Origin of the sequence: Klebsiella sp. 2-CIP_Kleb. (assembly GCF_050378715.1) — a bacterium.
Taxonomy (GTDB): domain Bacteria; phylum Pseudomonadota; class Gammaproteobacteria; order Enterobacterales; family Enterobacteriaceae; genus Klebsiella; species Klebsiella quasipneumoniae.
In genome coordinates this window covers 863,532-877,078 of sequence record NZ_JBNRLG010000002.1, presented here as the reverse complement: position 1 = coordinate 877,078, position 13,547 = coordinate 863,532, and the positions used below count along the sequence as shown (strand labels likewise).

At 58.5% G+C, this 13,547-nt stretch carries 11 protein-coding genes; 8 read left to right on the top strand and 3 right to left on the bottom strand.

Annotation, left to right across the window (positions count from 1 at the left end):
• Positions 1–97: 97 nt before the first annotated feature.
• A complete protein-coding gene (locus ACQUTP_RS12105; protein ID WP_004201419.1) occupies positions 98–1,207 on the top strand; it encodes a YcbX family protein in 1,110 nt (369 codons plus the stop codon).
• Here ACQUTP_RS12105 and zapC read toward each other — a convergent pair.
• Both zapC and pyrD read right to left on the bottom strand, forming a co-directional pair.
• Positions 1,204–1,746: a cell division protein ZapC gene (gene zapC / locus ACQUTP_RS12100; protein ID WP_002898308.1), complete on the bottom strand. Its 543-nt coding sequence runs from the start codon at positions 1,744–1,746 to the stop codon at positions 1,204–1,206. The genes ACQUTP_RS12105 and zapC overlap by 4 nt on opposite strands.
• 168 nt (positions 1,747–1,914) lie before the next feature.
• The gene (gene pyrD, locus ACQUTP_RS12095) at positions 1,915–2,925 is read right to left on the bottom strand and encodes a quinone-dependent dihydroorotate dehydrogenase (protein WP_004201417.1); all 1,011 of its coding nucleotides are present in this window, start codon (positions 2,923–2,925) and stop codon (positions 1,915–1,917) included.
• A gap of 248 nt (positions 2,926–3,173) precedes the next feature.
• Between pyrD and ssuE the strand changes: the two genes are divergently transcribed.
• The 5 genes from ssuE to ssuB are packed head-to-tail and all read left to right on the top strand — an operon-like array spanning position 3,174 to position 7,418.
• A complete protein-coding gene (gene ssuE, locus ACQUTP_RS12090) occupies positions 3,174–3,749 on the top strand; it encodes an NADPH-dependent FMN reductase (protein WP_004201416.1) in 576 nt (191 codons plus the stop codon).
• Positions 3,742–4,704 carry a sulfonate ABC transporter substrate-binding protein gene (locus tag ACQUTP_RS12085; protein WP_004201415.1) on the top strand — a complete coding sequence of 321 codons (963 nt, stop codon included), beginning with the start codon at positions 3,742–3,744 and terminating at the stop codon, positions 4,702–4,704. Before ssuE ends, ACQUTP_RS12085 begins: the two co-directional genes overlap by 8 nt.
• A complete protein-coding gene (gene ssuD / locus ACQUTP_RS12080) occupies positions 4,701–5,846 on the top strand; it encodes an FMNH2-dependent alkanesulfonate monooxygenase (RefSeq protein WP_004201414.1) in 1,146 nt (381 codons plus the stop codon). Before ACQUTP_RS12085 ends, ssuD begins: the two co-directional genes overlap by 4 nt.
• A gap of 10 nt (positions 5,847–5,856) precedes the next feature.
• A complete protein-coding gene (ssuC, locus tag ACQUTP_RS12075; RefSeq protein ID WP_004201413.1) occupies positions 5,857–6,648 on the top strand; it encodes an aliphatic sulfonate ABC transporter permease SsuC in 792 nt (263 codons plus the stop codon).
• Positions 6,645–7,418, top strand: coding sequence for an aliphatic sulfonates ABC transporter ATP-binding protein (gene ssuB / locus ACQUTP_RS12070; protein WP_017899455.1), 774 nt, complete (start codon positions 6,645–6,647; stop codon positions 7,416–7,418). The genes ssuC and ssuB overlap by 4 nt, the downstream gene beginning before the upstream one ends.
• Positions 7,419–7,622: 204 nt before the next feature.
• Here the strand turns inward: ssuB and pepN are convergent, their stop codons facing one another.
• Positions 7,623–10,238: an aminopeptidase N gene (gene pepN, locus ACQUTP_RS12065; protein ID WP_017899454.1), complete on the bottom strand. Its 2,616-nt coding sequence runs from the start codon at positions 10,236–10,238 to the stop codon at positions 7,623–7,625.
• A gap of 326 nt (positions 10,239–10,564) precedes the next feature.
• Between pepN and pncB the strand changes: the two genes are divergently transcribed.
• Together pncB and asnS are read left to right on the top strand one after the other, a co-directional pair.
• Positions 10,565–11,767 (top strand): nicotinate phosphoribosyltransferase, encoded by a 1,203-nt coding sequence (gene pncB / locus ACQUTP_RS12060; RefSeq protein ID WP_043521086.1) that lies wholly within the window; start codon positions 10,565–10,567, stop codon positions 11,765–11,767.
• Between the two features lie 165 nt (positions 11,768–11,932).
• Entirely contained in the window at positions 11,933–13,333 is a 1,401-nt protein-coding gene (asnS, locus tag ACQUTP_RS12055) for an asparagine--tRNA ligase (protein WP_017899452.1), read from the top strand.
• The last annotated feature ends 214 nt before the right edge of the window (positions 13,334–13,547 follow it).

Below are 13,547 nucleotides of genomic sequence, written 5' to 3'. Positions count from 1 at the left end.
CGTCACTTTTACTTAAAGAAAATTGGTGCGCATTATAGCCAATATGTGCCCTATGTCATAAAGTTATAGGCTTATTTTTGGAACCCGGAGGCAGCGTATGGTAACGCTCTCGCGTCTTTTTATTCATCCCGTTAAATCCATGCGCGGCATGGGCCTGACCCACGCCTTTGCCGATATCAGCGGCCTGGCCTTCGATCGCCTGTTTATGGTCACCGAAACCGACGGCACCTTTATTACCGCCCGTCAGTTTCCGCAAATGGTGAAATTTATTCCGGCGCCGCTGCATGATGGCCTTCACCTGACCGCACCGGACGGCAGCAGCGCCGTGGTGCGTTTTAACGATTTCGCCCCTCAGGCCGAACCGACAGAAGTCTGGGGCAACCATTTTACCGCCCTTATCGCGCCCGCAGCGGTTAATCAGTGGCTCAGCGGCTTTTTCAATCGCGACGTCCAGCTGCGCTGGCTGGGGCCACAGTTAACCCGCCGGGTGAAGCGCCACGATGCGGTACCGCTCTCCTTCGCCGACGGCTACCCTTACCTGCTGGCGAACGAGGCCTCCCTGCGCGATCTGCAGCAGCGCTGCCCGGCCAGCGTAAGCATAGAACAGTTTCGCCCTAATCTCGTGGTCACCGGCGCGGCGGCCTGGGATGAAGACAGCTGGAAAGTGATCCGCGTCGGCGAGGTGGTATTTGACGTCGCCAAACCGTGCAGCCGCTGCATTTTTACCACCGTCAGTCCGGAGCGCGGGCAGAAGCATCCCAGCGGAGAGCCGCTGGAAACCTTAAAGCGCTTCCGCACCGCGCAGGATAATGGCGAAGTCGACTTTGGTCAGAACCTGATTGCCCGTAACAGCGGCGTGATCCGGGTGGGAGATGAAGTGGAAATCCTCGCCCGCGGCCCCGCGAAAGCCTACGGCGCCGGCGAAAGCGACGATACCCCGGCTCCCGAGGCGCAGCTGCAGGCCACGGTTGCCATTGAATGGCAGGGTCAACAATTTACCGGCAATAACCAGCAGGTGCTGCTGGAACAACTGGAGCAACAGGGCATTCGCGTACCCTACTCGTGTCGGGCGGGGATCTGCGGCAGCTGCCGCATCCGTCTTGAAGAGGGGGAAGTGAGTCCGTTAAAGAAAAACGCGGTCGCCGGAGATGGCACCATTCTCGCCTGCAGCTGCGTGCCGAAAACGGCCCTGCGCCTGGCGCCTTAAACCGCCTGCCCCAGGCTGTAGCTGACCGCGCTCTGCGCCGGCTGCAGCCTGTCGTTCATGATTTTAATGACATCGCCCAGCTGCATAACCCGGCCGGCAAGCGTAAGACCCGGCTGAGCCAACAGACAGAGCGCGGCGTTATCGCCCGGCTCCACCACCAGTAAATTCACCTGCTCGCCGGTATCACTCAGCCAGACGCAGGCCGCGTCGCCGCCGCTCGGCTGCCAGTGATGGGTATGGGCGATAAAGTGCCAGCTTTTCGGCATCTGCGGTTTGAGAAAACGGATGGCGGTGAGCGCGTTAAGGACTAATTCCGCCCGCTGCTCTTTCGATAGCTCGAGATCGCGACATTTTTCTTCAAAAGAGAAATAGAGCGCGGCGTCATCAACGCAGAATCCCGATGGGGCAAAGGCGTCCGGCGTCAGCATGCGCCGGGCGAAGCGCGAGCGAAATAACATGCCATTGGCCAGATCGAGCATCATGCGGTCGTGCTCTTCATCGTAATACCAACGCCAGTTATCGTCAGGTTTAATCCGCATTTTTCCCCCTGTCCCCTTTCATACGCCTCTGCAAAGCTGTTGCGACTTACCGCAGAATATTTTCTAAAATTAAGAAAAGTCTAAAATGTTTAAATAAGCAACAGTGAGGGAATATAAAACAACCAGGGCCGGAAATAAAGCCCTGGGGGGATTCAAAGGAGGAAAAGATTAGATGTGGGTAACAATTTCTTTAATCAGCGGCGGACCTTTAAAAATAAATCCGGAATAAATCTGCACCAGCGATGCCCCAGCGGCCATCTTTTCCCGCGCGGCAATCACGGAATCAATACCGCCCACGCCAATGATAGGCAAACGGCCATTCAACTCTGCGGAGAGCATGCGAATAATTTCGGTACTCTTTAATTGTAATGGACGACCGCTAAGCCCGCCGGTCTCATCGCAATGTTTCATTCCCTGGACCAGAGAACGATCGAGAGTAGTATTGGTGGCAATCACCCCATCAATATTATGACGCACGAGGCTATCGGCAACCTGGATCAATTCCTCAGGCAAAAGATCCGGCGCGATCTTCACGGCGACCGGAACATATTTTTGATGCTTCTGCTGCAGCTCAAGCTGCTTATTTTTAATACCGGAGAGTAAATCGTCGAGCGCTTCGCCGTATTGCAGCGTGCGCAGCCCCGGGGTGTTCGGCGAGGAGATATTAATGGCGATATAGCCAGCGTAGGGATAGACTTTTTCCATACAAATCAGGTAATCATCTTTCCCGTGCTCAACCGGCGTATCTTTATTTTTACCGATATTGATGCCCAGCACGCCGTCAAAATGCGCCTTTTTCACGTTCTCGACCAGGTTATCGACGCCATGGTTATTAAAGCCCATGCGGTTGATCAACCCCTCAGCATCCACCAGACGGAAGATCCTTGGCTTATCGTTGCCCGGTTGCGGACGCGGCGTCACGGTGCCGATCTCAATGGAGCCAAAACCCATCGCGCCCAGCGCGTCAATGCATTCCCCGTTTTTATCCAGCCCGGCCGCCAGACCCAGCGGGTTTTTAAAGGTCAGCCCCATGCAGGTGACAGGCCTGGCCGGCACCTTCTGGCGAACCAGGATTTCCAGCGGCGTCCCGGTGACACGGCGTAATTGTTGAAAAGTAACTTCATGAGCGCGCTCAGGATCGAGCTGAAAAAGGGCTTTACGAACGAAGGGGTAGTACATGAACTCTCCTGGATTCCCGGTGTGCAAACCGGGGGCGTATTATGTGCGATCTGTTGCGGAAAGGGAATTGACCTGCGACAAAAAATCCCCCATCAGCGCAAACGATTACCTCCCCGCGCGCCGTTATGCGCTTTTCGGCTATCTAACGGTGGATAAATCATTTAGGGAAATAATGGCCCTCTGTCACACTCACTATAAATGTTATCAATTATAGATAAATGCAAACATTTAGTTATAAGGAGAGAGAGATGCGCGTCATTACGCTTGCGGGCAGCCCGCGTTACCCTTCCCGTTCCAGCGCCCTGCTGGAATATGCCAGAGAGACGCTCACCGCCGCCGATATCGAAGTCTGCCACTGGCATCTGCAGAACTTTGCCCCGGAAGACCTTCTCTACGCTCGCTTTGACAACCCGGCGCTGCAGACGCTCAATGAGCAGCTGGCCGGGGCTGACGGCTTGATCATCGCCACGCCGGTGTATAAAGCCTCGTTTTCCGGCGCCCTGAAAACGCTGCTCGACCTGCTTCCTGAGCGGGCGCTGGAGGGCAAAATCGTACTGCCGCTGGCCACCGGCGGCACCATCGCCCACATGCTGGCGGTGGACTACGCCCTGAAGCCGGTGCTGAATGCCCTCAAGGCTCAGGAGATCCTCCACGGCGTCTTCGCCGACGACAGCCAGGTGACCGATTACCAGCACAAGCCGCAGTTTACCCCGAACCTGCAGCGGCGCCTCGATGAAGCCCTCGAGACCTTCTGGCAGGCGCTGCACCGCCCCAGCAGCCGCGCGCCGTCATTAACGTCTCTGCGTGGGGTGGAACATGCTTAATCCTCTCCGCGCTCTGACCCTCGGCGGACTGCTGCTCTTTTCCACCCTGGGCCACGCCGCCCCGGCGGCGCCTGACGCCCTGCGCATCGGTTATCAGAAAGGCAGCGTCAGCATGGTGCTGGCGAAAAGCCATCAGCTGCTGGAGCAGCGCTACCCAAAGACCCATATCTCGTGGATAGAATTCCCGGCCGGTCCGCAGATGCTGGAGGCGCTGAACGTTGGCAGCATCGATATCGGCAGCACTGGCGACATTCCGCCTATCTTTGCGCAGGCGGCGGGCGCCGATCTGGTGTATATCGGTTCGGAACCGCCCAAGCCCAAAGCGGAAGTGATTCTGGTGGCGCAGGGCAGCCCGATTCATAACGTTGCTGAGCTGAAAGGAAAAAAGGTCGCTTTTCAGAAAGGCTCCAGCTCCCACAATCTGCTACTGCGCGCCCTGCAGCTGGCAGGTTTGAAGTTTAGCGACATTCAGCCGGTCTATCTCGCCCCCGCCGATGCGCGCGCCGCCTTCCAGCAGGGCAATGTCGACGCCTGGGCGATCTGGGATCCGTATTACTCCGCCGCGCTGCTGCAGGGCGGCGCCCGGGTGCTAACCGACGGAACCGACCTGAAACAGACAGGATCCTTCTATCTCGCTTCCCGCCCTTACGCTGAACGCAATGGCGCCTTTATTGAGGGTGTACTCGATACCTTTACGCAGGCCGATGCCCTGACCCATAGCCAGCGCGCGCAAAGCATTACGCTGCTGGCGAAAACGATGGGGTTACCGGAGGCGGTGATCGCCAGCTACTTGGACCATCGTCCCCCCACCTCGGTTACCCCGGTGAGCGCCGAAACCGCCGCTCGCCAGCAGCAGACGGCCGACCTGTTCTATGAGAACAAGCTGGTGCCGAAAAAAGTTGATATCCGGGCCCGCATCTGGCAGCCCGCCGCCGCACAAGGAGCGAAATCATGAGTCTGAATATGTTCTGGTTTTTACCGACCCATGGTGATGGTCGTTATCTGGGTACCGAAGAGGGAGCCCGTCCGGTCGATTATGGCTATCTGCAGCAAATCGCGCAGACGGCGGATCGGCTGGGGTTCACCGGCGTGCTGATCCCGACCGGGCGCTCATGTGAAGATGCCTGGCTGGTTGCGGCCTCAATGATCCCGGTAACGCAGCGGCTGAAATTTCTTGTCGCCCTCAGGCCAAGCGTGGTGTCGCCGACGGTGGCCGCGCGCCAGGCGGCGACCCTGGACCGACTGTCAAACGGCCGGGCGCTGTTCAATCTGGTCACCGGCAGCGATCCCGCCGAGCTGGCTGGCGACGGTGTCTTCCTCGACCACACCGAGCGCTATGAGGCCTCGGCTGAATTTACCCACATCTGGCGCAAGCTGATGGAAGGGGAAACTGTCACCTTTAACGGTAAGCATCAGCGCGTTCGCGACGCTAAACTGCTGTTTCCGCCGCTCCAGCAGCCGCGTCCGCCGCTCTATTTCGGCGGCTCGTCTGAGGTGGCGCAGGATCTGGCCGCTGAGCAGGTCGATCTCTATCTTACATGGGGGGAACCACCGGCCCAGGTGGCAGAGAAAATTGCTCAGGTGCGGGAGAAAGCCGCCCGGCACGGTCGCCGGGTGCGTTTCGGCATCCGCCTGCATGTGATCGTGCGGGAAACCAATGAGGAAGCCTGGCAGGCAGCGGACAGCCTTATCTCTCATCTTGATGATGAGACTATCGCCCGCGCCCAGGCAGCCTTCGCCAGAACCGACTCCGTCGGCCAGCAGCGGATGGCGGCCCTGCACAATGGCCGACGCGATAAGCTGGAAATCAGCCCCAACCTGTGGGCTGGCGTCGGTTTAGCGCGCGGCGGCGCCGGGACCGCGCTGGTGGGCGATGCCGCCACCGTGGCCGAACGGATCAATGAGTACGCCGCGCTGGGTATCGATAGCTTTATCTTCTCCGGTTATCCGCATCTGGAAGAGGCGTATCGGGTCGGCGAGCTGCTGTTCCCGCTGCTCGACGTCGCGGTGCCGTCTGTCCCGCAGCCGCAAAGCCTGCGCCTGCAGGGAGAAGCCGTCGCTAACGAGTTTATCCCGCGTAAAGTGGCGCAGAGCTGAGGAGGTCGTGATGGCAAAATCAACCCATCCCCTGTTATTACGCCTCGCCCCCTGGCTGCTGCCGGTGGGAACGGTCATTGTCTGGCAGCTGGCCTCGTCCGTCGGCTGGCTGTCGACGCGGGTGCTGCCCTCGCCGGAGGGCGTATTGAAAGCGTTCTGGACCCTCTCGGCCAGCGGTGAGCTGTGGCAGCATCTGGCCATTAGCTCGTGGCGGGCGCTGGTCGGCTTCGCCATCGGCGGCTCCATAGGGCTGGTGCTAGGCCTGATCAGCGGTCTGTCACGCTGGGGCGAGCGCCTGCTGGACACGTCGATCCAGATGCTGCGCAATGTGCCGCATCTGGCGCTGATCCCGCTGGTGATCTTGTGGTTCGGCATCGATGAGACCGCCAAGATCTTCCTCGTATCGCTGGGCACCCTGTTCCCGATCTATATCAACACCTGGCACGGGATCCGCAATATCGACCGTGGACTGGTGGAGATGGCGCGCAGCTATGGTTTATCCGGCTTTGCTCTTTTCCGTCACGTGATTTTGCCCGGCGCCCTACCCTCGATTATGGTCGGCGTGCGTTTCGCCCTCGGTCTGATGTGGCTGACGCTTATTGTCGCCGAAACCATCTCGGCGAACGCCGGTATCGGCTACCTGGCGATGAATGCGCGTGAATTTCTGCAAACCGACGTGGTGGTGGTCGCCATCATTCTTTACGCCATTCTTGGCAAACTGGCCGACGTCAGCGCCCAGCTGCTGGAGCGGCTCTGGCTGCGCTGGAACCCGGCGTATCATCTTCAGGAGGCGAACGCATGAACACTGCCCGTCTAAACCCAGGTATCCCGCTGCTGCTGAACGGGGTGACTAAACGCTATGGCGACAACACCATTCTTAACGAGCTGGATCTGCATATCCCCAGCGGCCAGTTTGTGGCGGTGGTGGGCCGCAGCGGCGGCGGCAAAAGTACCCTGCTGCGCCTGCTGGCGGGCCTGGAAAACCCGAACGCCGGCGAGCTGCTGGCGGGCGCAACGCCGCTGGCGGCGATCCAGGACGACACCCGGATGATGTTTCAGGATGCACGCCTGCTGCCGTGGAAAACGGTGATTGATAACGTGGGGCTGGGGTTAAAAGGCGCCTGGCGCGAAGCCGCCCTGCAGGCACTGGCCAGCGTCGGACTCGAGAGTCGCGCGCAGGAGTGGCCGGCGGCGCTGTCGGGCGGGCAAAAGCAGCGCGTTGCGCTGGCCCGCGCCCTGATCCATCGCCCGCGCCTGCTATTGCTGGACGAGCCGCTGGGGGCGCTGGACGCCCTCACCCGTCTGGAGATGCAGGAGCTGATCGTCTCCCTGTGGCAGGAGCATGGCTTCACGGTCCTGCTGGTGACCCACGACGTCAGCGAAGCGGTGGCGATGGCCGACCGGGTGCTGTTAATTGAAGAGAAGAAGATCGGTCTCGATTTGAACGTGGATATTCCGCGACCGCGGCGCACCGGTTCGGCGAAGCTGGCCGAGCTGGAGGCGGAGGTACTGGATCGGGTGATGAAGCGCGGCAAGAGCGAGAGCGTGCCGCGTTTATTTAGTCATGGCTGACCGGAGTAACGGTCTGCTGTCAGAACGGGGGCATATCGTCATCCGACATGTCCCCGGCTCGCGCTTTGCTCAGCCGGGCGACCAACGACAAATCTGCCGCGTATTCCAGACCGGGTAAGCATCGCGCCACCCGACAACATCACCGCGGCACCAGGTAACCCGGACAGGGCGCAATGTGCGCCGCAATCCGGGTTTACGCCACGGTTACGCCAGCGCCTTACTGATTTTCTCGTACAGATCGCCTGAGAGATCCTTCAGACCCTTCAGCTGCTCCAGCGCGGCGCGCATCAGCGCCTGGCGTTTCTCATCGTAACGCTTCAGGCGAATCAACGGCTCAATCAGTCGCGATGCGACCTGCGGGTTGCGCTGGTTAAGCTCGGTCAGCATCTCCACCAGGAACTGGTAGCCGCTGCCGTCTTCCGCATGGAACGCCGCCGGGTTGCTGCTGGCGAAAGCGCCGATGAGCGACCGCACGCGGTTCGGGTTGCTCATGCTGAACGAACGATGGTTCAGCAGACCGCGTACCGTTTCGACCACATTGGCCGCCGGGCTGGTGGACTGCAGGATAAACCACTTGTCCATCACCAGGCCGTCCTGATGCCATTTGTCGTCATACTCCTGCATCAGCGCATCGCGGCACGGCAGCTCAGCGGCAACCGCCGCCGACAGCGCGGCCAGCGCGTCGGTCATGTTATCCGCCTGGTGATACTGCGCCGCCACCAGCTTATCGCCCAGCGTCGGTTCTGCGAATGCCAGATAGCGCAGGCAGGTATTGCGCAGGGCGCGCTTACCGATATCGGCATGCTCCACCCGGTAGCTGTCGAGCTTATTGGCGTTATATACCGCGAGGAATTCGTCCGCCAGCTCGTTCGCCAGGGTGCGGGTGAGCGCCTCGCGCACAGTGGCGATGGCGATAGGATCGATAATGGCGAACATCTCGGCGATTTCGTTGGCCGACGGCAGGGTTAAGATCTCGGCGGCCAGCGCCGGGTCAATCTTCTCGTCGAGCAGAATCGCGCGGAAGGCGTCCGCCACGTGCACCGGCAGCGACAGCGGCTGTCCCTGCTGATGACGGTTAACGTTCAGCTTGATGTAGGTCGCCAGCAGACTCTGCGCCGCATCCCAGCGCGAGAAATCATTCCGCGCATGGCGCATCAGGAAGGTGAGCTGCTGATCGCTCCACTTGTATTCCAGTTTCACCGGTGCTGAAAACTCGCACAGCAGGGCCGGTACCGGCTGGAAATAGACATTATCAAAGACGAAGGTCTGCTCAGCCTGAGTCACATTAAGCACCGGGTGCAGCGGATGGCCGCCCTTCTGCAGGGGGATCACCTTACCTTCGTTATCGTACAGCTCGATGGCAAACGGGATATGCAGCGGCTGCTTCTCGGCCTGCTCGGCGGTCGGCGGCGTACGCTGGCTGATGGTGAGCGTATACTGCTCGGTTTCCGGGTTATAGTCGTCATGGACGGTGACGATCGGCGTACCGGACTGGCTGTACCAGCGGCGGAAGTGCGACAGATCGACGTTCGAGGCATCTTCCATCGCCTGGACGAAATCGTCGCAGGTGGCGGCGCTGCCGTCATGACGTTCAAAATAGAGCTGCATCCCTTTCTGGAAGTTTTCTTCACCCAGCAGGGTGTGCAGCATGCGGATCACTTCGGCCCCCTTTTCATAGACCGTCAGGGTATAGAAGTTGTTCATCTCGATAACCATATCCGGACGGATCGGGTGCGCCATCGGGCTGGCGTCTTCGGCAAACTGCAGCCCGCGCATAGTGCGCACGTTGTTGATGCGGTTCACCGCCCGCGAGCCGAGGTCGGAGCTGAACTCCTGATCGCGGAACACGGTCAGCCCCTCTTTCAGGCTTAGCTGGAACCAGTCGCGGCAGGTAACGCGGTTGCCGGTCCAGTTATGGAAATACTCATGACCAATTACCCGCTCAATATCAAGGTAGTCTTTATCGGTGGCGGTATCGGTCCGCGCCAGGACATATTTGGAGTTAAAGACGTTGAGTCCTTTGTTCTCCATGGCACCCATATTAAAGAAGTCGACGGCGACAATCATATAGATGTCGAGGTCATACTCGAGGCCAAAGCGCTCCTCATCCCATTTCATGGAGTTTTTCAGCGACGTCATCGCCCACGGCGCGCGGTCGAGATTGCCGCGATCGACGTACAGCTCCAGCGCCACTTCACGCCCGGAGCGGGTGGTAAAAGTGTCGCGCAGGACGTCGAAATCACCGGCCACCAGCGCAAACAGGTAGCACGGTTTCGGGAATGGATCCTGCCACTGTACCCAGTGACGACCGTTCTCCAGTTCCCCTTCCGCCATACGGTTGCCGTTGGAGAGCAGGAACGGATATTTGGCTTTATCGGCGATAATTTTGGTGGTAAAGCGCGCCAGCACGTCCGGACGGTCCAGATACCAGGTGATGTGGCGGAAACCTTCCGCTTCACACTGGGTGCACAGCGCTTCGCCTGACTGATACAGGCCTTCCAGCGCGGTGTTCGCCGCCGGGCTGATCTCATTGACGATGGTCAGGGTGAAATGCTCCGGCAGGCCGCCGATCACCAGCTGATTGTTTTCTTCTTTATAGTCGCTCCACGGCTGTCCGTTCACCTGCAGCGAAATCAGAGTCAGATCTTCGCCGTCCAGGCGCAATGGCACATCAGACGCTGCCGCGTGGCGGGAGACCTTGCTCTCGGCCGTAACAACGGTTTTTGCGGCATCCAGGTCAAAGGTCAAATCGATATCGCTAATCAGATACTCCGGCGCACGATAGTCGTGGCGGTATTTGGCTTGGGGCTGTTGTGTCATAAAAAACCTTTCGCATCTTCGGTAAAGTGTCGTCCCAGTCTATTCCCGTTGTGTCAATCGCGCTATGCAGAATCTTCATCTTTTCAACGTGAAACACGGAAATCGCTACATTTTGTTAACACTCGCGGCACGAAATGCCCTCGACCCGACGCAAAGCTTGTGGTGTGATCCATGTTCAATATATTAAACTAGGCCTCGCAAATGACCGTCAGCGTCGCCATTGCTCGCCATCGCGGGACAGAGCCGGGTAATAAAGGTATACTCCGCCTCCTTTTTCCGCGTTGGTTTCGATGGAACGCTCCAGTGAGAGGATGCTACTGCGCACCATGACACAATTCACTTCTCCTGTACTGCACTCTCTGCTTGATACGGATGCCTACAAGCTGCACATGCAGCAGGCTGTCTTCCACCGCTACGGCGATGTACATGTGGCGGCGGAGTTTCGCTGCCGCGGAGACGACCTGCTCGGCATCTATGCCGACGCGATCCGCGAGCAGGTGGAGTCCATGCGCGACCTGAGGCTGCGGGATGATGAATATCGCTGGCTGTCCACCCTTCCTTTTTTTCGCCAGGATTACCTCGACTGGCTGCGCGATTTTCGCTATGACCCACGCCAGGTCACGGTCACCAATGACAACGGCAAGCTGAACATTCGCCTTACCGGCCCATGGCGGGAAGCCATCATGTGGGAAGTCCCGCTGCTGGCGGTGATAAGCGAGCTGGTCCATCGCTACCGTTCACCCGAGACGGGCGTGGAACAAGCGCTAAACGCGCTGGAACATAAGCTAGGCGACTTCGCCACCATGACCGCTGGCCTCGACATGAGCGCCTTCCGTCTGATGGATTTCGGCACCCGCCGTCGTTTTTCACGCGAGGTGCAGGAAGCTATTGTGCAACGCCTGCAGCAGGAGCCATGGTTTGTTGGCACCAGCAACTACGATCTGGCGCGCCGTCTCAACTTAACCCCGATGGGCACCCAAGCCCATGAGTGGTTCCAGGCTCATCAGCAGATCAGCCCGAACCTGGCCAGCAGCCAGCGGGCGGCCCTCGCCGCCTGGCTGGAAGAGTATCCTGACCAACTGGGCATCGCACTGACCGACTGCATCACCATGGATGCGTTCCTGCGCGATTTCGGTCCGGAGTTCGCCACCCGCTATCAGGGTTTGCGCCACGACTCCGGCGACCCGGTGGAATGGGGTGAAAAAGCCATCGCCCATTATCAGAAGCTGGGCATCGATCCGCTGAGCAAAGTGCTGGTCTTCTCCGATAATCTCGATCTGGCGAAAGCCGTCGACCTGTATCGCCACTTCGCCTCGCGGGTGAAGCTGAGCTTTGGGATCGGCACCCGTTTAACCTGCGATCTGCCGCAGGTTAAACCGCTCAATATCGTGATTAAGCTGGTGGAATGTAACGGCAAGCCGGTGGCGAAACTCTCCGACAGCCCGGGGAAAACCATCTGCCACGATAAGGCCTTCGTCCGCGCCCTGCGCGAAGCGTTCGACCTGCCGCCGATTAAAAAAGCGAGCTAATTTTCTTAAGGAGCCTTTCAGGCTCCTTTTTCTTTATTATTTATTGCCGAATTATCCGCTTATGATGCGAAATCTACTTGTCTGATGGAAGATGACAGGTAACATAGATATCCCCCCGCTGTAGGGGGAAGAGACTTTTTTATTGGACTATATAGAGAGATTATTATGAGCGTTGTGCCTGTAGCCGACGTACTCCAGGGCCGCGTTGCCGTTGACAGCGAAGTCACGGTCCGCGGATGGGTGCGTACCCGCCGAGATTCAAAAGCTGGCTTTTCATTCCTCGCCGTCTATGACGGTTCCTGCTTTGATCCTGTACAGGCCGTTATTAATAATTCTCTGCCCAATTACAATCAGGAAGTGCTGCGTCTGACCACCGGTTGCTCGGTGATTGTCACCGGTAAAGTCGTGGCTTCCCAGGGCCAGGGTCAGAGCTTTGAGATCCAGGCGACCAACGTGGAAGTGACCGGCTGGGTGGAAGACCCGGACACTTACCCGATGGCGGCCAAGCGCCACAGCATCGAGTATCTGCGTGAAGTGGCCCACCTGCGTCCGCGCACCAACCTGATCGGCGCGGTTGCCCGCGTGCGTCACACCCTGGCGCAGGCGCTGCATCGCTTCTTTGATGAGCAGGGCTTCTTCTGGGTCTCCACCCCGCTGATCACCGCCTCCGATACCGAAGGCGCTGGCGAAATGTTCCGCGTGTCGACGCTGGATCTGGAAAACCTGCCGCGTAACGATCAGGGCAAAGTCGATTTCGACAAAGACTTCTTCGGTAAAGAGTCGTTCCTGACCGTTTCCGGCCAGCTGAATGGCGAGACCTATGCCTGCGCGCTGTCGAAGATTTACACCTTCGGCCCGACCTTCCGCGCGGAAAACTCCAACACCAGCCGCCACCTGGCGGAGTTCTGGATGCTGGAGCCGGAAGTGGCCTTCGCCAATCTGAACGATGTTGCCGGCCTGGCGGAAGCGATGCTCAAGTACGTCTTTAAAGCGGTACTGGAAGAGCGCGCGGACGACATGCAGTTCTTCGCCGAGCGCGTTGATAAAGACGCTATCGACCGTCTGCAGCGCTTTATCACCGCTGATTTTGCGCAGGTGGATTATACCGACGCCGTCACCATTCTGGAAAACTGCGGCAAGCAATTCGAGAACCCGGTGTACTGGGGCGTGGATCTCTCCTCCGAGCACGAACGTTACCTGGCTGAAGAACACTTCAAAGCGCCGGTGGTGGTGAAAAACTACCCGAAAGATATTAAGGCGTTCTACATGCGCCTTAACGAAGACGGTAAAACCGTCGCGGCAATGGACGTCCTGGCGCCGGGTATTGGCGAGATCATCGGTGGTTCCCAACGTGAAGAGCGCCTCGACGTGCTTGACGCGCGTATGGCCGAGATGGGCCTGAATAAAGAAGACTACTGGTGGTATCGCGATCTGCGCCGCTATGGCACCGTTCCACACTCCGGCTTTGGCCTGGGCTTCGAGCGTCTGATCGCCTACGTGACCGGCGTGCAGAACGTCCGCGATGTCATTCCGTTCCCGCGGACCCCGCGCAACGCGACATTCTAAATTTTTCTGACATAAACCTGAAAGGCCAGCGCAAGCTGGCCTTTTTTTATGTCAATTACTGTTATCAAAATTCAACAAACTTAAACATCAAGGCCTCGAATTCACATTTATGTTACGCACTGTTTCGGTGCATCCTGGTGATACAGATCGCACTTTTTGTTCATAACAGAGCAAAACCCCTGATTAATTTGCTCATTTTTTAACCATACGCCGC